Below are 19,149 nucleotides of genomic sequence, written 5' to 3'. Positions count from 1 at the left end.
GCAGACGATATGCCCATCGGCACGCCGCCGCATCGGTTCCCCGCAACGATATCGGCGGCAGGCACGGTTCCGGCCGGGCTCCCGGCGCCGCCTTTCGGGGCGCGGCCCGGCCACGGCGCGCCCTTGCCGGGGCAGGGCCTGCCGGCGGGTCGGCCGATGGAGCGATAGGGGAAGCGGGCAGTTTCGGCAGGCCGGCCGGGAGCGTTCGCGCCAGTCAGGCCGGCATGGCCGTCACAACCCGGCGTTTCCGAGGATTTCGGAGGGCTCCGGCAGGTCGGCGAAGATGCAGTCGGCGAGCCAGGTGCTGATGTTGCGGGTCAGGGCCGGCGGGCCATGCACCTCGAACGAGCCGTCGGCCCTGGCCTGGCGGTAGGTGATCCGGCCCATCCAGGCCTCGGTCATCGTCCGCACGCTGGTGGTGATGTAGATGTCCACATCCTTGCCGGGATCGGCAATGCAGATGTCGATCGCGTCGCCGCCCACGACGATCCACCAGTTCGGCATGGCGTCCACATCGGTGAAGCGAAACCGGATCACCGCCCTGGCGTTCGGCAGCTTCTCCGGCCGGACGCTCCGCTCGAGATAGAGCATCAGCAGCTCGACATCGTAGTCGGTGTCCTCGAGGTTGCCGCGGGTCCAGTCCATCCCCCAGCGGCCGAGCGCCAGGAGGATCGGCAGGAGCTGCTTGCAGGCATCGGTCGGCAGGTACTCGTAGCCGCGCTGGCCCTCGATGCGGCGCCGGTAGACCAGCCCGTGGCGGTCCAGCGTCTCGAGCCGCCTGGCCAGGATCGTCGGCGAGATATGGGAGAGCCCGCGCTGCAACGCGCTGAAGCGATGGCTGCCCATCAGCAGCTCGCGGACGATCAGCAGGGTCCACTTCTCGCCGAGGATCTCCGTCGCCTTGGCGATCGGGCAGAACTGACCGTACTGTTGCGGCACCAGGCCAACTCCACAATCTGTATTGCGCTGCTACGGCTTGTATAGCCGATCGCTCGGTCATGTGAAGTTCCGCGCCCGGCGTGCGTCTCCTACTGCTCCGGCTACGCGCTCCATCCCGGAGTGCCGGTTCGAGAGCAACTGGAGAACGCCATGTCACGATACACGATCCATACGCCGGAGACCGCTGCCGACGCGGCCCGGGAAACCCTCGCCGCCGTCGCAGAGGCGCGCGGCTTCCTTCCCAACGTCGTCGCGGTTCTGGGGAATGCGCCGAACGTGCTCGACGCGCTCGTGGCCATGAACACGCAGTTCGGCGCGGGCCGGCTGTCGCCGGCCGAGCGCGAGATCGTCCAGCTCGCCGTGAGCGTCCGGAACGGCTGCGGCTATTGCGTCGCCGGGCACAGCCTGTTCGCCCGCGAGGCGGCCGTGCCCGAGGCCGAGATCGCGGCGTTGCGGGCCGGTCGCGCCCTGGTCGATCCCGGGCACGAGGCGCTGCGGCGGCTTGCCGGCGTGCTGGCGGCCGGCAACGGCCACGGCGCGGATGCCGCCTGCCAGAGCTTCCTGGAGGCCGGATACAGCCGCGAACAGATGCTCGACGTGATCCTCGGCGTCGCCGTCAAGACCTTCACCAACACGCTGTCGATCCTGCTCTCCCTGCCGCTCGACGACCGCTTCGGGCCGTTTGCCTGGACGGCCGACGAGGCGGCACGCCCCGGCCGCGCGGCCTGACCCCCCCATAGCGACGGAGACGACATCATGAACGAAGAGAAACTCATGGCGCTGCTCGGCAGGATCGTCGGCGATCTCGGGGCGGCCTATTCGGTGCCGCTGGTGCGCATGGGCGAGCAGCTCGGCCTCTACGCCGCATTGCGGGACCACGGACCGCAGACCAGCGGCGAGCTGGCCGACAACACCGGCTGTGCCGAGCGCTACATCCGCGAATGGCTGGCCAACCAGGCGGCCGGCGGCTATGTCGAGCACGACGCGGCGGCGGGCACCTTCTGGCTGACCCCCGAACAGGTGGCGGTGTTCGCGGACCCGGCCGGGCCGGTCTACATGCTCGGCGCCTTCGACAACGCGATCTCCGGCATCGAGAACCAGCCCAAGGTGCAGGCCGCCTTCCGCACCGGCGACGGGGTCGCCTGGGGCGATCAGGCGAGCTGCATGTTCTGTGCGGTCGCGAAGTTCTTCCGCCCCGGCTACCGGGCCAACCTGATCGAGACCTGGCTGCCGTCGCTCGACGGCGTGGCCGACAGGCTGCGCAAGGGGGGCCGCATCGCCGATATCGGCTGCGGCCACGGTCACTCGACCCTGATGATGGCCGAGGCCTTCCCAAATGCCGAGGTCGTCGGCTTCGACTTCCACGCCGCCTCGATCGCCGAGGCCAGGGCCCATGCCAGCACGCACGACCTGCCGAACCTGCGGTTCGAGGTCGCGGCGGCGAAGGATTTCGCCGGCGGCCCCTTCGATCTCATCACCTTCTTCGACTGCCTGCACGACATGGGCGATCCGGTCGGCGCCGTGAGCCATGCCCGCGAGCGGCTGGGCGCGGACGGGGCGCTGATGATCGTCGAGCCGATGGCGGCCGATACCGTGGCGGGCAATCTCAACCCGGTGGGCCGGCTCTACTACGCCGCCTCCACCATGATCTGCCTGCCCACCTCGCTCGCCCAGGAGGAGGCCGCCGGCCTCGGCGCCCAGGCCGGCGAGGCGCGGCTGCGCGCGGTGATCCGGGCCGGCGGGCTCGGCCGGGTTCGCCGGGCCAGCGAGACGCCGTTCAACATGGTGCTCGAGGCGCGCGCCTGATCCCGCCGGCCAGCGGTTTGCAGGCGACGCCAACGATGCCGAAACGGGCGTCCGCCTCTCCCTTGGGCGGGAGACCGCCCCAGGGGTGCCAGCCGCGCCAGCCGGCCCCGGTCTCCGACGGGAACGGAACGGCCCGCCGAGACATGCGCTTCGAGCCGCCGGATGACCCGGAACGCGCAGCAGACCGGTTGCGGCGGGCCGCAGCCCTGCCGGCGCGATCGGTGCAGGCTCGGCGCGATCGGCCCGGCGCCCGCCGGCGTCCGCCGCGAGACCGGCGAGCCATGCCGGCGGCGGCGTCCGCGGCGGCGAGCACCGAGGGCCTGTGTCGTCGCAGCGCACCGGCGGCGCCGGGTCTCGTGGTGTCCGAAAGCCGCCGATGCCGGTTTCGAGCCCGGATTGCCGGGTTGTGCAGGTGCCGCCGCCCGACCTAGATTGAGCGCCCCGCATGGAAGGCAGACAAGACATGACATGGTCCGAAATCGTAACATTTGCCTTCGTGGCGGGGCTTCTCGTCATGTCGCCCGGGCCGAACGGCGTGCTGATCGCCAGGACCGTTCCGACATCCGGACGCGGCGCCGGATTCGCGAATGTGGCGGGCTTTGTCACCGGCTTCTACCTGCACGGGGCGATGGCGATACTCGGCCTGTCGATCATCCTGGTGCAATCGGCGACAGCCTTCGCGATCGTGAAGTATCTCGGGGCGGCGTATCTCTTCTGGATCGGGGTCAGGGCGCTCCTGTCTGCCTGGCACGGCATCGACGCGAAGCGGGAGACCAGGCCCTCCGCGAAACGGCGGACGCTCCGGAACGCCTATCTCGAAGGGCTCCTGACCAACGCCCTGAACCCGAAGGTCTCGATGTTCTATCTCGCCGCGTTCCCGCAATTCATCAGTTCGGGGGACACCACCACCGCGGCTGCCTTCATGCTGGTCTTCGTTCACTCGATGATTGCCGCGGTGTGGTTCGGCGCAATGATCCTCGTGATGTCCCGGCTCACCGCCGTCGCGCAAAACGGCAGGTTTCAGAGGTGGCTCAAGGGGGTGACGGGCGTCTTCTTCATCGGCTTCGGCGCGAAGCTCGCATTCTACAGGCCAAACCTCTAGGCCGGCCGGATGGCGGCCTGATCGGGCGCGCTGCCGGACACCGCATCTGGCCGGATGAGCGGCAGGGGATGGGGCTTCTCCCGGCGCATGACGCGGGTGCCGCCCGGAACCGGGCGCGCGGGCCGTTCGAGCCGAACCGGGAGCGCCTATCCTACCCACCATAGCCCCGGGGCGGAAGACACGGGCGTCGCGCAGCCGCGCGCCGCGCGTGCGGTGCCGACCCGTGCCGCCGGAACCGCCGTTGTCCGCGGCTGCCCCGGCCGTGCCGCGATCGGAGGCCGGCGCCCCGGGCGCGCCGGCCTGCCGGAACCGCGGGGTGCATCCGCGCGGTGGCACGGGATCACGGCCGGCCCCCGCGCAGCGGCTGCGCAGGCGTTCAATGCGACCAGGCGGCCGGCCGCACGCGCTGCGCATTGCGGCCCAGATGCAGGAGGCCGGTGCGGCCGGGACGCTCGAGGAGCACCAGCTCCACCACATGCGCCCGGCCCGCGATGACGACACGGGTCAGCACCGAATGGCACGCTTCGAGGGAGCCGCCATCCTCGACGACGACCGAGTGCACCTCATGCGCTGCAACGACATGCTCGCTCGTGCCCTCGCTCCGGCCGCCCGTCAGGCTCAGGCGCAGCATCCTGTGCCCGCCCGTGTCGAAAGCCTCGAGGGCGGAGACCGTCAGGAAGGAGCGCGCCGCACCCGGAACGATCAGATAGGGCAGCGCCGCGACGCCCAGCGCGGGCAGGGCGGCGCGGACGGGCGCCCAGGTCATGCCGGGGTTCACGAGAACGGGGGTGGCGTCAGGCCGTCCGATGGGCGTGGTCGCGTTCGGTGCGGTCATGGCGGGTCTCCGATCTGGATGCGGGGCCTCGTCTCGGGGTGCCGCGGGCATGCGGCGTGCGGCCGGGGCCTGATCTCCTCTCCGGGTCAGGCCCCGCCGATCTGCTGTCGCGGGGTGCGGGGGCGGCGCGGCCGGCTCAGCTCTGGGCCGGCTTCGCGCCACGGACGCTGTAGGCTTCCTCGGCCTCGCGCTTCATGCGCTCGCCCTTGCGGACCAGGTCCTCGCCGCGGCGCATCTTCTTCTTGCCGCTGGCGATCAGGTCCTCGCCGTCGTCGATGTCGTCCTCACCGTCATCGATCATGGCGCGGCCCTTGCGGATGGCCGCCTCGCCCTCGGTCCAGGTCTCGCCGATCCTGGCCACCTCGCCGCCCTCCGCCTGGAGGCGTCCGCCGAAGCTCTCGGGATCGGGACCGTTCGCACAGGCAGAGACGAGGACCAGCGCGGCCAGCATCGTGGTGGTGTGCAGGAGCGTTTTCATCGGTCTCTTCCTTTCGTTCGATCTGCGCGCCCGGAAAGGCCGGGCCCGGGTCAGGGAAAGCGCGGCCGGAGGGCCCATCGGGCCGCCCGTCCGTGCCGCGGACATCGCGGGGAGCGCGCGCTTGCGCGGCGCGTTCTCCCTTGCCGCACAGGTAAGATAGTCACTCGTGAACATTCTGGAAAACGAATAATAATTGGCTTTCAAGCGAGTTTCATGAATACATGGGGCATGGACATCCTCCTGGTGCGCACCTTCCTCGAGATCGCTGCAACCGGCTCCTTCGTGGCCGCGTCGAAGCGGCTCTTCGTGACCCAGTCGGCGGTGAGCCTGCGGGTGCAGAAGCTGGAAGCCTCGCTCGGCCGCACGCTCTTCGAGCGCTCCAAGGCGGGCGCGGAGCTGACGCCCGCGGGGCGCGAGTTCGAGCGCTATGCGCTCAGCATGCTCAAGGTGTGGGAAGAGGCACGCCAGCAGATCGCGATCCCCGAGGGCTTCACCGAGAGCATCCATATCGGCGCGCAGTATTCGCTCTGGCCGCGCCTCGGCTTCCGGTGGATCGACGCGCTGCGCCGCGCCATGCCCGAGATCAGCATCCGCGCCGAACTGGGCATGCCCGACCGGCTCACGCGTTTCCTGATCGAGGGCGTCACCCAGATGGCTCTGCTCTACACCCCGCAGGCGCGCCCCGGCCTGCAGCTGGAGCAGATCCTGGAGGAGGAGCTGGTGCTCGTGGCCGCCTGGCCCGAGCCGGACATGGACATCGCCGGGCGCTATGCCTTCGTCGACTGGGGGCCGGAATTCGTGCACGCCCATGCGCTGCATCTGCCCGAGCTGACCAATCCGGGCCTGACGCTCGCCCTCGGCGCGCTTTCCGCGGAATACATCATCGGCCGGGAACTGGCGGCCTATCTGCCGGCGCGGGCGGTCAAGACGCATCTCGATTCCGGCCGGCTGCATCTGGTGCCCGGAGCGCCGAGCTTTCCCTACCCGGCCTGGGCGGCCTGGCGCGAGGACATGGACGAGGGGATCCTGGCCGAAGCGCTCGCCCAGCTTCGCCATGTCGCGGCGAATGCCGATGCCGAGCAGGAGGCGGTCATGGGCGATCTCGCCGAGCTGTCCGAGGACGGAGAGGTGGCCACCCTCGGCGATCATGTCGAGACGCTCCCGGGCTCGTCGTCCTGACCGCAAGCGGAATGCGCCCGCCCCATCGCTGGGGCAGGCGCCTCGATCTTGCTCGGAGCCGGTCCGCGAAGTCACCGGGGGGCGTCGAACGGCCGCCGCCCCGCCGGGGCTTCCGGAAGCGGCGCCTAGAGGCTCTTCAGGGCCTCGTGCAGCGCGGTGATCTCCGGGCTGGTGAGCCCGGGCTCGCCCGCCACCTCCTCCGTCGTCATCGCGTCGCGGCCATAATAGGCGGCGTTCCGGGGGCCGTCGGCCACGAAGTTGCTGCCCTCGAGCGAGAGGCCGGCGAAGGCGCCCTTGGCGACCGAGAAGCTCACGATGTCGGCCGCGGTGTCCAGCTCGGCCGTGCCGCCGAGCGCCGCAAGCGTCAGATCGAGGCCGCCGCCGAGCTTGAAGCCGCCGTCATAGAAGGCCGCAAGCGCCTCGTCCGTCATCACTGCGAGGCCGAGCGTGCTCAGCTCGGCGCCGGCCTGAAGGCCGATGCCGGCCGCCTGAATGCCGTAGAAGGCCGGCGCCGACCAGGTGCCGTCGGCCTGCTTCACGAGCAGGACGCCGGAGCCGAACTGGCCGCTGATCAGGAAGCCGGCCTTGACCACATCGGGGAAGATGACGATCGCCTTCGCCCGCTTGGCCAGCTCGGCAAAGCGCGGGCGCTCGTTCAGGCGCGCGACGGCGTCGGTGGCGGCCTTGACGGTGGCCATGCCTTCGCCGGCCAGGTCCTCGACGGAGGCTTCCGCCTGCGGGGCATCGCCCCCTTCGCCCTGGGCGAGGCCCTGGGCCGGCAGGAGGAACGGCAGAGCGGCGGCAAGCGCCAGTGCACTGGTAAAGCGCGTCATGATCTTCTCCTTCTTCTCTGGAGCCGTGGGGATCGGTTGGCGCGATGAACTGCAATCGCTGGGCAGGCGCAGCGGCCCGTTCGGAGCCGGAGCAGCCGCCGTCAGGTTCATATGGTGGGGGAGATCAGTTTTGCATAACTCAAAATATCTATGGATAAATTGAGAGATAAGCATGTCTATCGCCGAAGCCCGGCAGCAGGCGGCCAACCGATTTCACGCCGGTCGGGGTGGCGGGAAGGGCGGGATGGCCTGAGGCTTGGTCGCTCAGCTTCCGTGGTCATGCCGGGAACTGAGTCGATCTCGGCGGCATCGGCACGCGAGACGCCCTCGGCCTGCCTGTCGCGGTGCCGGGCCGCCTATTCGCCGTTCTGCCAGGCGAGCACGGCACCGGTCGGGCGCATGACCGAGGCCTCGTTCGGGAAAGCCCGACGACGTCGGCGCGTCGCATGATCTCCCTGTTGGGCCGCCCGACCGGGCCGGTGCGGTGCAGCCTGGTGCGGTACAGCGCCGGGAGCGCCAATAGGGCCAGCCCGCCCTTCTCGCCCTCATCCACGAGCGCGGCAAGCTTCGGCCAGCGCCGGCGGGTCTGGTCGGCGACATGGTGCCAGGCGGCACTTGCCTGCCCGCAGTCGCCCTGGCCGAAGGCCTGGTGGGTCGCGGTGACGGCGGTGTGCCGGCAGCGGGGCACATGCGCGAGCGCGTTCCTCACCCAGTGCACGCAGCATCTTTGCCACCTGACGTCAGAGACGCCCCGGATGTCCGCCTTGAGGCTGGTATGCACGCCAGAGATCACCAGCATCACGCCGCCGAGCCCGCGCACCTTTCCCGGCGACCGTCTTGCGGAGAGGCCCCTTCGGAGACCCTATCCCTTGGGCCCGGCGACCTGCAGGCCGCCCGCGCAGCGATCGCCGCCGCGCATTCGTTCAGCGGGCCGGTGCCGTCCCTTCCGGCACCGAGAGCGCCGGGCCGGCACATCCCGTCCCACCTCAGAGCGAGGGGCCGGCACAGTGCAGGCGTCCCGCAGATCGTCCGGCGGGTCGCGTCGGCGTCGAGGCCTGCGCATCGGCGCTCCTGCTCCGAAAGTCCGCTCTCGCGTTGCCAGTTCGCCAGCGAACAGCCGGCCGGCCGCGGCGGCCCGCGCCGCCTCGGCCGGCGGGGCGTCTGTCGCCTATGCGGAGGGGCGGACCGTCCGGTCATGCTGCAGGGTTTCCATGTTGGCATGGCGGTCACCGATCCTGGCGTGCGGGCGGCCGCCGGTCGCCACGATGATCTCGGCGGGGGCGGGGGCGGGGGCATAGGCAACGGCCAAGTCGAAGGTCAGGAAATGCGGGCGCGTCCGATTGCGCGATGTGCTTCAGCGGCACCGGGATATGGCTGCCGCGTCCGCACCGGGTGTTGGTGAAAGGGATGAACGCGCTGCGCCCGAGCGCCTCGCGCAGGAGAATGCCGAAGCGCAGCGAGATGGTGAGCGCCGAGCCTAGCCTCGCCATCGGTGCCGACGACCGCGGCCTTGCCGAGGGTCTCGACCCGGTCGGCACCGCCGACGAGATCGAGCGGGCGCGGGACCATCTCGGCGCCGAGGACGGGCGCGATGGCGTGGATCTCGGGGCGCAATCCTCGACGAAGCCGCGCCCGGCCCAGGGGATTGCCAGCACGCTTGCCACGGAGGCGATGACCAGAGGCGGGGATGCAGCACGGCCGCCCTCGATGCGGGCCTCTGCCGCATGGGCGACGAGTTTCCGGATTTCCGTCATCAGGTGGGCTCCTTGCCAGATGGCGAGGCGTGCCCGGAAGACGCGGTCGAGATGGGAAGCGACGAGATCCGGCGGCTCGAGCAGAACGCCATGCCTGAGGCCCGGCAGGATCCGGAGCTCCGCCCCGGCGATCCGGTGATGGAACAGCCGCGCCATCCGGGGCGAGGCGCCGCTGTCGTGCTCGCCGGTCATGTCTCGGGCGGGGAGGGCGATCCGGTGCCGCTCGGCGCCGAGATCACTGCCGGCGAGGATGCGGTAGGCTGCGGCATGGCAGGCGGGATGATTGGCGAGCGACTGGCGACGGCGCTTTTCGAGGACCTCCAAGTGGGCCACGCGGACGGCGTCGCTGAACCAGCGCTCGACGGCCGCGGCGAGATGCGCCTCGGCGCCTTCGCGGGCCAGCGTCTCGGCGCGGGCGATCACCCCTGCGCGCGCCTCCCCGGTGCGGCTGGCGACGGAGGCGACGAGAGCGAGGCCGGCGAGCCGGCCGGGATGCGCGAGCGCGGCGGCCTGCGCGATCAGCCCGCCGAGGGAGAAGCCGACCAGCGCGGCCCGGTCGAGCGCGGGATGGTCGCGCAGCGCGACCGCATTCTTGGCGAGTTCCGACAGCGCGCATGGTCAGGGCATGCGCGCCAATCCGCCGTGGCCGCGGAGGTCGAAACGGGTGCGCGCAGGCCGGGGCCGAGGGCGGCGAGCACCCCGTCCCGGCCCTGGAGCGACGCGCCGACGCCGTGGATGGAGAGGACCGGGGGCCGTTGCCTTCGTCGCGGCAGATGAGGGCGACCCGGTCGGAGCGGCAGAAGATCCCAGCCATCGGCAAGCACCCCCGCATCTTCCGAGCGCCAGGAGAAGGTGACGGCATTTTTCTCGCGGCGCGGAACCTGCCCGGGCGTTCCGGCCTGTTCGAGCGCGGTCATGTCGGCGGCGTCGGCGAGCCGCGCCACCACCTTGCGGGACCGGCCGGGATAGATGATGCCGGCCACCGTTCCCTCGACCCGGTTCTCGCCGCCCCCCCCGATCTTCAGGCGCTCCGGCCGGATGGCGAGGACGGCCGGCGCCCCCGGTTGCAGCCGATGCGCGGCGGCGCCCCTCGGCCGATCTGCACGCGCGAGGCTGGCCATGCCGTCCGCCAGTTCGCCGAGCGCGCCGGCGAAGAAACCGGTCTCGCCGATGAAATCCGCCATAAGATGGGCCCCGGTGTCCCGTAGAGAACGTGCGGGGTGGCGACCTGCTCGATGCGGCCGCCGTCGAACACCGCGATGCGGTCGGACATCACCAGCGCTTCCTCCCGGTCATGGGCGAAATTGAGGAGTGATCCCGAGATTGCGGTGCAGACGCATGATCTCGATCCGCATGTCCTCGCGCAGCTTCCTGTCGAGCGCGCCGAGCGGCTCGTCCATCGGCAGCAGCCGCGGCTTGAACACCATCGGCCGGGCCCGCGCCACGCGCCACTGCTGCGCGCCGGACATCTCCTCGGGATAGCGCCCGCCAAGCCCCCGATCCCGACAGGCGCCAGGGTCATCTCGACACTGGCGAGACGGAGCAGCGGTGCGGTCATGGGGTTCCCTCGGAGGCCTGGCTGGCGGCCGGAGCGACGCCAGGCGAGGCCATCGTGCCAGCGCGCGCAGAGCGAGACCAGGAACAGCACGGTCGCGATCGCCGCGAGCCTGGGATCGGTGTCGCCCGCATGTTGGACCACATCTGCGCCGTCAGGGACCGCACGGCGGGGCTCGAGAGGAACAGCGAGACGATCGGTTCGTCGAACGAGATCACCTTGGCGAAGAGCAGGCCGGAGACCACCGCCGGCGCGATCAGGGACAGGGTGATGCGGCGGAAGGTGATGGCCGGGGCGCCGACGCAACTGGCGGCGGCATCATCGAGGCGGAGGTCGAAGAGGTTGCGCGTCGCGCTGAGCGTGGAGAGCAGGTGGGGCAGGGTCAGCACCACATGGGCGAGCACGAGCCCGGCGAGCGATCTGTGGAGCCCCAAGATCCGGAACACCCCCAGGATCGCCGCCGCCGTGATGATCGCCGGGATCGCCAGCGGCGCCATGATCCGGGCGCGGAACAGGGTTGTGGGCGGCCCCTCCCTGCGGCTGAGCGCCAGCGCCGTGGCGTTGCCGAGGGCGGTCGAATCGCGATCTCCGCGCTGGTCCCGAGCGACGAGAGCCATGCGGGGTCCGAGATCATCTTCTCGTACTGCTGCCAGGAGGAGCCCCGCAGCGGGAAGCTCAGGTACTGCGTCGAGGAGAAGGAGATCACCGGCCAGGCGAAGCTGCGCAGCAGGATCGAGGAGCGGACCGGGATCAGCACCGCGAAGATCAGGACGCGGCGCATCCAGGGCCGCGCATGGACCATCGACCAGGCCTCCGGAATGCCGAGGATCATGCAGAGCGCTGTCGTGGCCCCGGCGATCGCCTCGGTGTTCCGGAGAACGTTGGGACAGATCGCCTTTTCGAAGATCGCCACATGGTTCTGAAATCCGAGGCCCGGCACGGTCACGCTGCGGATCAGGCGCCAGATCACGGGATAGACGAAACCTGCGCCGACGCGGAGGGCAGCGGGCAGGATGAGGGTGTGTCGGCGTCCGATCATGTTGGCGGTTCCTCTAAAGCCGCCCGCCCGGGGGGCGGCTCCGGGTCCTCAGGAGAGCTTCCACCCGGTCCTGCGCGCCGTGAGCTCGGCGAGATTCTCGCGCCAGCAGCTCGGAGCGATCCCCCGCACATTCGCGGCGTTCGTGGGCCAGGGCATCGCGTCCGGGTCGATCTTGGCGAAGGCGGCGGGGTTTACCGGCAAATGGGCGATGGCGTTGGCTCTGCGCGCCCGGTTGTCGGCTTCGGCGGCTGCATTCATGAAATTCATGGCCACCTCGCGCTTCGGCGCGCCCTCTTTCACCACGCCAAAGGCTCGGTCGTTCAGCATCACGCCGACACCGACCTCGCCGTCGGCGAAGAGCTGCTGCGAGACCGAGTTCGCGCTGTACCGGATCACGTCCTCCTTGATGGAATTGGGCTTCGCGAAGGCACGGGCGATGTCGAGCGGGCACAGATCCTCCGGGCGACCCTGTCGGCCAGCAGCGCGTTCCCCATCATCGGATGGGCCCGGTCGCGGAGCGCCCGCTTGCCGGGGAACGTCCTCGTGTCGAAGACATCGGCCCAGGCCTGCGGCTTGGCGCCTCCCGTGACCTCGGTGTTGAAGGCGATGTTGCAGGACCAGACCGTGGCACCGATCCCCTTGTCATGCACATGGGCCGGGTCGAGCGCGCTCGGGTCCGCGATCTCCGTGCGGAGGGTCTCGAAGAGCGCCTCGCTAGCGAACAGGAACAAGCCGGTCACGTCCACCACGTCTCGGACCGGCGCGCCGGATTCTATCCGGGTGCACAGCCTCCGGAAGACCGCCTCGCCCATGAGCTCGGCAAGTCCGATAGTCGCGGCGGAGGCAAGCTCCGAGGGCTTCACCCCCACCGCGTTGCCGGCCGCGAGGCAGGGCGCGAGGCAGGGCGCGAGGGCGCGCATCATCATTTGTAACGGCGAGTTCCAGCGAATGCTGACGGCGATCACCGCGATCGGCTCGCGCGGCGTGAGGGTCGGCATGTCGGGCTTGCCGAGCGGGATGGTACTGCCCTCGACCCTGTCGGCCATGCCCGCGCATTGGCGCAGCGCCACCGGCAGGGAGCGCATCAGCGCCCGCATCTCGCGCAGGATCCTGCCGTTGTCGCGCGTCTCGATGCGGGCCAGGCGCCCGGTATTGGCCTCCACGATGTCGGCGAAGCGGAGCAGCGAGGCGCCGCGGGTGCTCTGGCTGAGGTTGCGCCAGGCCGGGTCGTCCATCGCGCTACGCGCCGTGCCAACCTCCCCGGCCGTGCAGTCGGGGATCTCGGTCCAGGGCGCGCCCGTGGCGGGATCGTGGCCTGGGACCGGGGTGCCGGCGGAGTTCCTGTAGGCACCGGCAATGTCGATCGGCAGCCGGGTGCCCTCGATGGCCTCGACGTCGAGTTTCTTCATCAGTCTTCACCCAGGCTGCGGCAATGGGCGAGCCAAGGCCACGGTTCGCCGGCGATCCTAGCGAGATGCCCGGCCGCGCCCGAAGCGCCGACATGGAGCCCGAAAGTCCGGGAGGGTGGTCTCACGCCGCATTGCACTGACCCGCGGCAGGGATGTTCACCGCGAAGCCGCCCGCCTCCCGGAAGGTCTCGCCTGATCCGGCGGAGGTCGCGATGCACACCGGCACGAGCGGCGGATCGAGCGCGACGGAGGTGAAGGGATTGGCCGTGAAGCCGCGCGGCGCACCGTCGGTCTCGCGGGTCGTTTCCACGGTCACCCCGGTCAGCCCGGCGGCAAAGGCGCCGAAGGCCCGGCGCTGGGCCATCGGGTCGTCGCCGGGCGGGGTCTGGCAACCGGAGGCGCCCATCGGTCATCCCGAATTCGGGCCGGCGCTCACATGGCCGGCGCTGCTTCGGCAGGACAGAGGACTCAGGCGCGGGCTTCCGAGGTGGTTGACGAGAGCACCGGGGAAAATTCCTGTGAATCGTAGGAATTCTGAAGCCGGAGGAGCCGGATCGCGAGTTTGACGACGAATCGGGCATCGGGGTCCGAGAGACCGACGCCGAGGCGCATCGTCGTGGTCCAGCCCTGATGTCCGAGGGCGCGCGCGATGCGCAGCCGGCGCAGGGTCTGCTGCGCCGGCCGCGCGATCTCCGTTGCCGCACCGATGGCGGGCGACAGCCGATGATCGGCACGCTCTCGGTATGGAAGGCGTGCTCGCGGATGAACCGCGCCCGTAGCCGCTCCGGCTCGAACTCCGGCACGGCGTGCGCGCAGCGGCACGTCTTCGCCCTCGACACGGTTGAGCGAGGGGCCGATGCGGCGCTGCGCCGGGCGTACGGCGCTGCGCCGGAACGCCTCGTCGGGGCTGGCCCTGCCGGCGGCGCCGATCGCGGCGAACCGGAAGGGCGGCGTGAGACCGAGCTCGATCGCCCGGGCATGGCGCCGATCTCGTGCCGGTCGTGCCAGCCGCCGTCGAGCAGGCGGCGCATGATCTGATCGCTCGAGAGGAGCCGGGACAAGGGACAGGACGAACGCCCGCAGCAGGAAGGCGGTGTGCGCCATCAGCTCCGGCTCGGCCGGGAGTGCCTCCGCCCCGCAGGCGGTGCGGTGCCATCCGGCAACACGGCACCGGCCCGCTTGCCGCCGATCTCGATGGAGGCTGCCTGCACAGGGGTCTCCCTGTCGCCGGTCCTGAGCGTGATCCCGCCCGGAAAGCCGCGGTCGGCGATCTTCCGCGCCGCGGCGCTCGCGGCATCGGCCGGTAGCGCCCGCGCCCATCCCCAGGGAGCACGCCGGATCGCCGACGAGGCGGCCCGCCGTGAGGTCCGCCGCGAGCCGGGGGCGCGGGAAGATCCGGCTCGGCCCGGCGGTCGGCCGGTCATCGAGCCGCCCGCCCACCGCATCCTTCATCGCGTCCGCGAGGTTCTGGCCGGGGCTGCGGAGCCGGGCCGCGGTGGCCGCCTCGCGCTCCACGTGCCGCAGCTTCTCGGGCGGGATGTCGGTCAGGTCGGCGACCGGCCCCCAGGAAGCCGCTCTCGTCGCGATCCGGCTGCGGATCGGCCCGGGCGATCGCCGCGAACACCATCGGCCGGCCCTCGCTGTCATGCGACTCCAGCGGCACGAGCACCACCGTCCGGGAGCGCCGCTGCCGCGCATCGTCGCGATATCCCGGAAGGCGTCCTGCTCGGGCGCGTTTGGTGATCCCCTTCGGCGCGCAGTTGGCCAGCACGGCGGCGATCGGGATCGTCGCGGCGTGCCAGCCGGTGGGGAAGGATGCGTCGCGGTCGGAACAGGGGGCGTAGCCGGCGATGGAGATCGACTGGCGCCGGCCGATGTCGGTCGCCGCAGCACGGTCTGGAGGTTGTACCCATGGCCAATCAGCCTGACGATCTGCGAGAGGTCCTTGAGACGGCTACGCTTCGGACTGTCGCCGTCGATCGGCGCCATGCACCAGTGGCCTTCGCCGCATGTAGCCGTGCCGGGACCCGCATCCGCGGTGTCTCGCGGGGACTGCCCCTCGGGCTGGAACGCCGGCTGCGTGCCGAGCATGTCCCGGCGATCCGGTCCGTCTCAAGGTCATCGAAGGCTTCGCCGCGTGCCGCGTCTAGGAGCGGAGATCGATCTTGCAGACCGAGGATCGGCATTCTCCGCATGATCCGCGCCCCGTTCGGTCGCAGCATGGGTCCGGCGGTGCGGTCCTCTCTGGCGACCTGAAGGAGGCGCACCGGGTCAGATCCTGCACCGCCCCGCCGTGGCCCGGCCCGCCATCCGGGCTGAGATGCGGCGCGCGCAGGCTTCGCCCTCGGAGCCGGGCCGGACCTAGGAGGCAATCCGGGGACGGTGTCGGAGCGGCGCGAACACGACAGCCGCCGGGGACCGCGGAGCCAGGCAGGCCGGAACCGGCCTGCCATGTCCGGTCTCGTGATCCCGCGCCTGCATTCCCGTCCGGGCCGCGGCGGCCCAAGTTCGGGTATCGATGCACCGGCCGGGAGGGCCGGATGTTGGCGATTTCGTGGCAGGGCATCCGCGCGTGACAGAGGCCGCGCGATCAGCCTTGGTCCGCTCGGGGCCGGTGCATGCGCCGGGGTCCAAACCCGTCGATATCCGGCCGGGCGATTCGTCCCCCGGCGTACCGGAACGGACGGCTGGGGTCGACATCTCGCAAGGAGGCACAAGGCTGTTGCCGGGTAGCCTCAGCAGACCGCTGAACTGCGCCACCCGCCCGAACCTCCGTCCCGCCGCGCCGGAGACATGAAGGCCGATCGGAATTTGCCTTGGCGGCAGGAGGGGCGCAGGGTGCGAATATAAGCCAGCCGATGCCGGGCACAGGCGAGTCCGCCGCAGCCGGCTGGCGCGAGGGCCGCGAGGCCGCGCGCCCGGATGCCATACATCGCAGATCGCCACGGGGCGCAGGGGCCGAGGCGCTCGGTGATCCGGATGCCGCGGATCGCGCGCTCCGGGTCTCCGATCCGGCAATCGCAGAACGAGCGCGAATGCGGGGGAGAGCAAGGGCCCGGGGAGAGGTTGATGGCCTGCCCGATCGTGCGGGATGTCGCCGCCTCGCCATCCGACATCTGTATTGCCCGCAAGATCGCCCGGAGCGCGCTGGGTTCCTCGGCTCCGCGCGTAGGCCGCGGCTTGCGGGATCGAGGGTAGTGTCCCGGCTACAGTAGCCGACCCCGAAGTTGTCGTCGGCCCCGGTGAGCCGGTGCAGATGCCGGAGCGCGGGCTGACGGGCCTGCCAGGCATTGCGCGATGCGCGCGGCGCCACGAACGCCCGGCAGCAGTCGCCAAGCCCGATCCCGGCGGCAAGGGCGGCGGTGATCCGCGACGGGATCCCGTGCGGCATCCCCGGCACCGGAATGCCGCCGCGTCCACCACCAGCGCCGCGCGGTCGAGCGCTGCCGCTCCCTGTCCGGCAACAGCCGTGGCGGCAAGATCCCCCCCCGGGAAGCGGCGCAGGTCCGACAACCGCCATCGGCGTTCGACCCGCGGGTCTCTCGGAGCAGATCGGAGGGCCACGGCCGCAGGGCGTGCCGCGCCGCCATCGCGGGATGGCCGAGCCGTGCCTTCACCTTGCGCGGCCGGCGCCGTTCGGCGGCAACGCCGCGATGCGGGGCCCGAAGCCGGCCCGGCAGCCGGATCGCCCGCCTGACGGCGCACCCCGCGTGCCGACCGGCTCGGCGGATCGGGGGCCGGTTTCCATTGCCGCCATGCCGTGTCTAGGGCCCCGCGAGATCCGGTCCCGAAGCCGCGCGGGCCTTCGGGGGCGACACCCAACGAAGCAGCACCGATGGCGAGCGCCGGGCAACCCGTTCCAGCCGAAGGGGGCCCGAATTGCCCGGGGTTTCACCGGATTGAAGCGTCCGCTCTTCGCCCCGGATCGCGATCCTGGCGCCTTTGGAGACCATGGCCCGCATGGCGGCCCTTGGCCCCGACCGCAGGGCGCCCGCTGCCCTCGCGGCCATCGACGTTGATCGGGGTCACTCCCTGCTTCCGAAGTGTCAGTGGGACGGGGATACGGAACCCCGGCGACGGGCTCCGCCACGTCGGCCGGAGCGCCTGCCCCTTCTTGCGGTGTCGGAATGTGCCGCATTCGCATCCCGGGCGGCACCGTCTGGTCGCTTCCTGCTTGCGGTCGTCGCAGGTCGATGTTCCTGACGCCGGGCCCGGTCCGACGCCCCCGAGGATCGCTAGAGTGATCGAGTCGGAGGAGATCGGCGGGCGGGCCAGCCACACCGCCACCGCGGGAATCAATGCGGGCCGGGCGGACCAATGTGCACACGCCGGCCGATGCCCCCGGCAGGGCGCAGGGCGGGGTTGTGCCGCGCGACCGCGTGACGTTCGAGCGGCGCGACCCGCGGGCGGGCGCCTGCTGTGTCCTGGGGCTCTCGGCCATGACGAGACGGTCGACCCGGAACGCGGGCGGGGCGGAGAGTTCGAGAACCGGCGGGTGCCGGAGGTGCCGCTTGGCGCTGGATACGGGGGGCTCGCACCTTCTCGGCAGCTACGGCCGAGGGCACGGACAGACCACCGATCTCGGGGAAGGCTCGGGCCATCGATCTGCGCCGCACGGGGGATCTCACCAGGGCCGCGGCTTCGCCGGATGCGTGATTGGCCTCGGGGCCCCTCCGCCTCTGGCACGGCGGCGGCGGGAGATGGCGGCGCGGGCGGCGAACGGAACCATGGCCGGGTCCGCGGTTCCGGAGGTGCTGCCGCCGGCGCTCGAGGGGCTCGGGGCGGCGGGGACGCCTGTCACCGTCAGCAATCCGCCGTCGAACGGCCGCTTCCGTCGCCTTTCCCGCCCAGGGGACGGGCGGACGCGCAACGGCGGGGTCGTGAGCCGGGCGCTGCATTCGAAGATGAGCGGGAGTCTCGATGATGGGTCAGGGATTGTGGAGACCGGCTGCGGCGGTGGGCCTCGACGTTTTCGATTGCGCTCCAAGGCGCTGCCGGCCCGAAGTTTTGCCCGGACGGGATCGCGCGGGCTGGATGCCGGCGCGGCGGGTGGGCAGTTTCGATGGGCGCTATTGCATTGATTCGCCGGGGGAATGCGGTCCACAGCAGGTGCGTCTCGAAGGGGGGCAGTTTGGCCGGTTCCCTCTGCCATTCCCGGCCCGGCCGGCGGTGCGTGCCTGGCGGTCTCTCGCCGGGGGCTTGCGCTGGCTGGGCCCGGTGCGGTCCGCGGCGCGAGCGCCGCGACGGGATGGCTGGTTGCGGTCGTGCTCGGCCTGCACCGCCGGTGCCGTTGCGCGGCATGGCGCGCGCTCGGTCCGGTTGTGCTCTGCCACGCCCTGTCGGTGCTGGCGGCCGTGCCCTCGCGGCCGGGTTCGGCGGCCCGGTCGATCTGCGGCTGGTGGGGGTTGCGGGTGGCCCCTTGGCGGTCGGCCGGGCGGTCCTCGATCGGCGCCGTGGCCGTCGGAACCGGGGGCAGGGCGGCATGAGGGCGGGGAACGCCGGGTGCGGCCTCCGGTTCTTCGCGATGGAAGCCGGCCAGGGCGCGGGGCTGATGCCGGCGGCCGTGCCGGTCACGCTCTGCCCGGCGGCGACACCGGAGCGGGAGCCGGTCTCCGGCGGCGCGCTGGCCGTTGCGCTTCCCGTCTCGCTGGCAACAACCGGCCTGCGCGCGCCGGCGTTGCTTGCGGTGACGGCCGCGGTTGCCGATGCCGTCCGCGGTTGCCGATGCCGTCCGCTAAGGGATCGGCACCGGCTTCCTGCGCAGGGGCCGGGTCGGCCTCGGTCTTGCCGGGATCGCCCTTCCGGCCACGGGGACACTCTCCCTCAGGTCATCGGTTGCGGCGGCGCGGTTCGCGGCCCTGCCGCGCCGGATCGGCCGGCCGGCGGCGTCCGGCTGGCGGGCCGGTCATGCGGCGGCGCGGCGCGCCGCGTCGCGACCCTTCGCGGGCGGCGCAGGCGGAGATGCCTCGGTCACGTCTTCCCGCGACCGCGCGGCTCGGGTTTCCCCTTTGCCGGTCTCCCCTTTGCCGGTTTCCCGTCCTGCCTGGCGGCCTGTTTGCGCGCCTTGTTCTTCTTGCTGGTGGCCTTGCCCTTGGGCGGGGGCGGTCCCTTGGGATCGCTCTCGGCCCGGTCCCGGCCCTTCCGCCCGGGCTGCGGTATCCCGGGCGCGTCGGCGGCTTCCGGGCGCGCGGGCGTTTCCGGCGGCGGGGCATCGCCGTCG

General features: G+C 71.4%; 16 protein-coding genes and 2 pseudogenes. 4 read left to right on the top strand and 14 right to left on the bottom strand.

Going from position 1 to position 19,149, the window contains the following annotated elements; all coding sequences use genetic code 11:
• Positions 1 to 231 precede the first annotated feature (231 nt).
• Entirely contained in the window at positions 232 to 939 is a 708-nt protein-coding gene (locus tag QSJ97_RS18755; protein WP_285673608.1) for a winged helix-turn-helix transcriptional regulator, read from the bottom strand.
• Positions 940 to 1,089: 150 nt separating this feature from the next.
• Between QSJ97_RS18755 and QSJ97_RS18750 the strand changes: the two genes are divergently transcribed.
• The 3 genes from QSJ97_RS18750 (at position 1,090) to QSJ97_RS18740 (ending at position 3,847) form a co-directional block, all read left to right on the top strand.
• The gene (locus tag QSJ97_RS18750) at positions 1,090 to 1,668 is read left to right on the top strand and encodes a carboxymuconolactone decarboxylase family protein (RefSeq protein WP_285673606.1); all 579 of its coding nucleotides are present in this window, start codon (positions 1,090 to 1,092) and stop codon (positions 1,666 to 1,668) included.
• Between the two features lie 27 nt (positions 1,669 to 1,695).
• Positions 1,696 to 2,745, top strand: a complete 1,050-nt coding sequence (locus tag QSJ97_RS18745; protein ID WP_285673603.1) for a methyltransferase domain-containing protein — start codon at positions 1,696 to 1,698, stop codon at positions 2,743 to 2,745.
• A gap of 463 nt (positions 2,746 to 3,208) precedes the next feature.
• The gene (locus QSJ97_RS18740; RefSeq protein ID WP_285673601.1) at positions 3,209 to 3,847 is read left to right on the top strand and encodes a LysE family translocator; all 639 of its coding nucleotides are present in this window, start codon (positions 3,209 to 3,211) and stop codon (positions 3,845 to 3,847) included.
• Between the two features lie 376 nt (positions 3,848 to 4,223).
• Here QSJ97_RS18740 and QSJ97_RS18735 read toward each other — a convergent pair whose 3' ends face one another.
• Positions 4,224 to 4,682 (bottom strand): hypothetical protein, encoded by a 459-nt coding sequence (locus QSJ97_RS18735; RefSeq protein WP_285673599.1) that lies wholly within the window; start codon positions 4,680 to 4,682, stop codon positions 4,224 to 4,226.
• Between the two features lie 136 nt (positions 4,683 to 4,818).
• The gene (locus tag QSJ97_RS18730; RefSeq protein WP_285673597.1) at positions 4,819 to 5,160 is read right to left on the bottom strand and encodes a hypothetical protein; all 342 of its coding nucleotides are present in this window, start codon (positions 5,158 to 5,160) and stop codon (positions 4,819 to 4,821) included.
• A 228-nt stretch (positions 5,161 to 5,388) separates the two neighbouring features.
• On the opposite strand from QSJ97_RS18730, the gene QSJ97_RS18725 reads away from it, so the two are divergent.
• Positions 5,389 to 6,339 carry a LysR family transcriptional regulator gene (locus QSJ97_RS18725; protein WP_285673595.1) on the top strand — a complete coding sequence of 317 codons (951 nt, stop codon included), beginning with the start codon at positions 5,389 to 5,391 and terminating at the stop codon, positions 6,337 to 6,339.
• A gap of 125 nt (positions 6,340 to 6,464) precedes the next feature.
• Here QSJ97_RS18725 and QSJ97_RS18720 read toward each other — a convergent pair whose 3' ends face one another.
• The 11 genes and pseudogenes from QSJ97_RS18720 to QSJ97_RS18675 all read right to left on the bottom strand — a co-directional run.
• Positions 6,465 to 7,283, bottom strand: a complete 819-nt coding sequence (locus QSJ97_RS18720; RefSeq protein WP_285673593.1) for a lipid-binding SYLF domain-containing protein — start codon at positions 7,281 to 7,283, stop codon at positions 6,465 to 6,467.
• A 166-nt stretch (positions 7,284 to 7,449) separates the two neighbouring features.
• Positions 7,450 to 7,992 carry a transposase gene (locus QSJ97_RS25055; protein ID WP_352231113.1) on the bottom strand — a complete coding sequence of 181 codons (543 nt, stop codon included), beginning with the start codon at positions 7,990 to 7,992 and terminating at the stop codon, positions 7,450 to 7,452.
• A 497-nt stretch (positions 7,993 to 8,489) separates the two neighbouring features.
• A pseudogene (locus tag QSJ97_RS25175) lies at positions 8,490 to 9,448 on the bottom strand (amino acid synthesis family protein).
• The gene (locus QSJ97_RS18710) at positions 9,445 to 10,110 is read right to left on the bottom strand and encodes a TOBE domain-containing protein (protein WP_285673592.1); all 666 of its coding nucleotides are present in this window, start codon (positions 10,108 to 10,110) and stop codon (positions 9,445 to 9,447) included. The pseudogene QSJ97_RS25175 and the gene QSJ97_RS18710 overlap by 4 nt, the downstream one beginning before the upstream one ends.
• A 108-nt stretch (positions 10,111 to 10,218) precedes the next feature.
• Positions 10,219 to 10,395: a P-loop NTPase family protein gene (locus QSJ97_RS18705; protein WP_285673591.1), complete on the bottom strand. Its 177-nt coding sequence runs from the start codon at positions 10,393 to 10,395 to the stop codon at positions 10,219 to 10,221.
• 85 nt (positions 10,396 to 10,480) lie between these two features.
• Complete coding sequence (locus QSJ97_RS18700) at positions 10,481 to 11,098, bottom strand: ABC transporter permease (protein WP_285673589.1); 618 nt, start codon at positions 11,096 to 11,098, stop codon at positions 10,481 to 10,483.
• 470 nt (positions 11,099 to 11,568) lie between these two features.
• Positions 11,569 to 11,916: a hypothetical protein gene (locus tag QSJ97_RS18695; RefSeq protein ID WP_285673586.1), complete on the bottom strand. Its 348-nt coding sequence runs from the start codon at positions 11,914 to 11,916 to the stop codon at positions 11,569 to 11,571.
• Positions 11,913 to 12,929 (bottom strand): aldehyde dehydrogenase family protein, encoded by a 1,017-nt coding sequence (locus QSJ97_RS18690; protein ID WP_285673584.1) that lies wholly within the window; start codon positions 12,927 to 12,929, stop codon positions 11,913 to 11,915. Before QSJ97_RS18690 ends, QSJ97_RS18695 begins: the two co-directional genes overlap by 4 nt.
• A 121-nt stretch (positions 12,930 to 13,050) precedes the next feature.
• Entirely contained in the window at positions 13,051 to 13,335 is a 285-nt protein-coding gene (locus tag QSJ97_RS18685) for a flavin reductase family protein (protein WP_285673582.1), read from the bottom strand.
• Between the two features lie 62 nt (positions 13,336 to 13,397).
• Positions 13,398 to 14,444 (bottom strand): hypothetical protein, encoded by a 1,047-nt coding sequence (locus QSJ97_RS18680; RefSeq protein WP_285673580.1) that lies wholly within the window; start codon positions 14,442 to 14,444, stop codon positions 13,398 to 13,400.
• Positions 14,445 to 18,899: 4,455 nt separating this feature from the next.
• A pseudogene (locus QSJ97_RS18675) lies at positions 18,900 to 19,149 on the bottom strand (hypothetical protein); the annotation flags it as partial.

The sequence above is a fragment of the Paralimibaculum aggregatum genome (assembly GCF_030270585.1).
In the GTDB taxonomy this organism is placed as follows: domain Bacteria; phylum Pseudomonadota; class Alphaproteobacteria; order Rhodobacterales; family Rhodobacteraceae; genus Thermohalobaculum; species Thermohalobaculum aggregatum.
This window is presented reverse-complemented; position numbering and strand designations above follow the sequence as displayed.

Coding starts and splice junctions, on each gene's coding strand:
- QSJ97_RS18750 (WP_285673606.1), top strand. CDS start 1,090: ATGTCACGATACACGATCCATACGCCGGAGACCGCTGCCGACGCGGCC.
- QSJ97_RS18745 (WP_285673603.1), top strand. CDS start 1,696: ATGAACGAAGAGAAACTCATGGCGCTGCTCGGCAGGATCGTCGGCGAT.
- QSJ97_RS18740 (WP_285673601.1), top strand. CDS start 3,209: ATGACATGGTCCGAAATCGTAACATTTGCCTTCGTGGCGGGGCTTCTC.
- QSJ97_RS18735 (WP_285673599.1), bottom strand. CDS start 4,682: ATGACCGCACCGAACGCGACCACGCCCATCGGACGGCCTGACGCCACC.
- QSJ97_RS18730 (WP_285673597.1), bottom strand. CDS start 5,160: ATGAAAACGCTCCTGCACACCACCACGATGCTGGCCGCGCTGGTCCTC.
- QSJ97_RS18725 (WP_285673595.1), top strand. CDS start 5,389: ATGGACATCCTCCTGGTGCGCACCTTCCTCGAGATCGCTGCAACCGGC.
- QSJ97_RS18720 (WP_285673593.1), bottom strand. CDS start 7,283: ATGAACCTGACGGCGGCTGCTCCGGCTCCGAACGGGCCGCTGCGCCTG.
- QSJ97_RS18710 (WP_285673592.1), bottom strand. CDS start 10,110: ATGGCGGATTTCATCGGCGAGACCGGTTTCTTCGCCGGCGCGCTCGGC.
- QSJ97_RS18705 (WP_285673591.1), bottom strand. CDS start 10,395: ATGTCCGGCGCGCAGCAGTGGCGCGTGGCGCGGGCCCGGCCGATGGTG.
- QSJ97_RS18700 (WP_285673589.1), bottom strand. CDS start 11,098: ATGGCTCTCGTCGCTCGGGACCAGCGCGGAGATCGCGATTCGACCGCC.
- QSJ97_RS18690 (WP_285673584.1), bottom strand. CDS start 12,929: ATGAAGAAACTCGACGTCGAGGCCATCGAGGGCACCCGGCTGCCGATC.
- QSJ97_RS18685 (WP_285673582.1), bottom strand. CDS start 13,335: ATGGGCGCCTCCGGTTGCCAGACCCCGCCCGGCGACGACCCGATGGCC.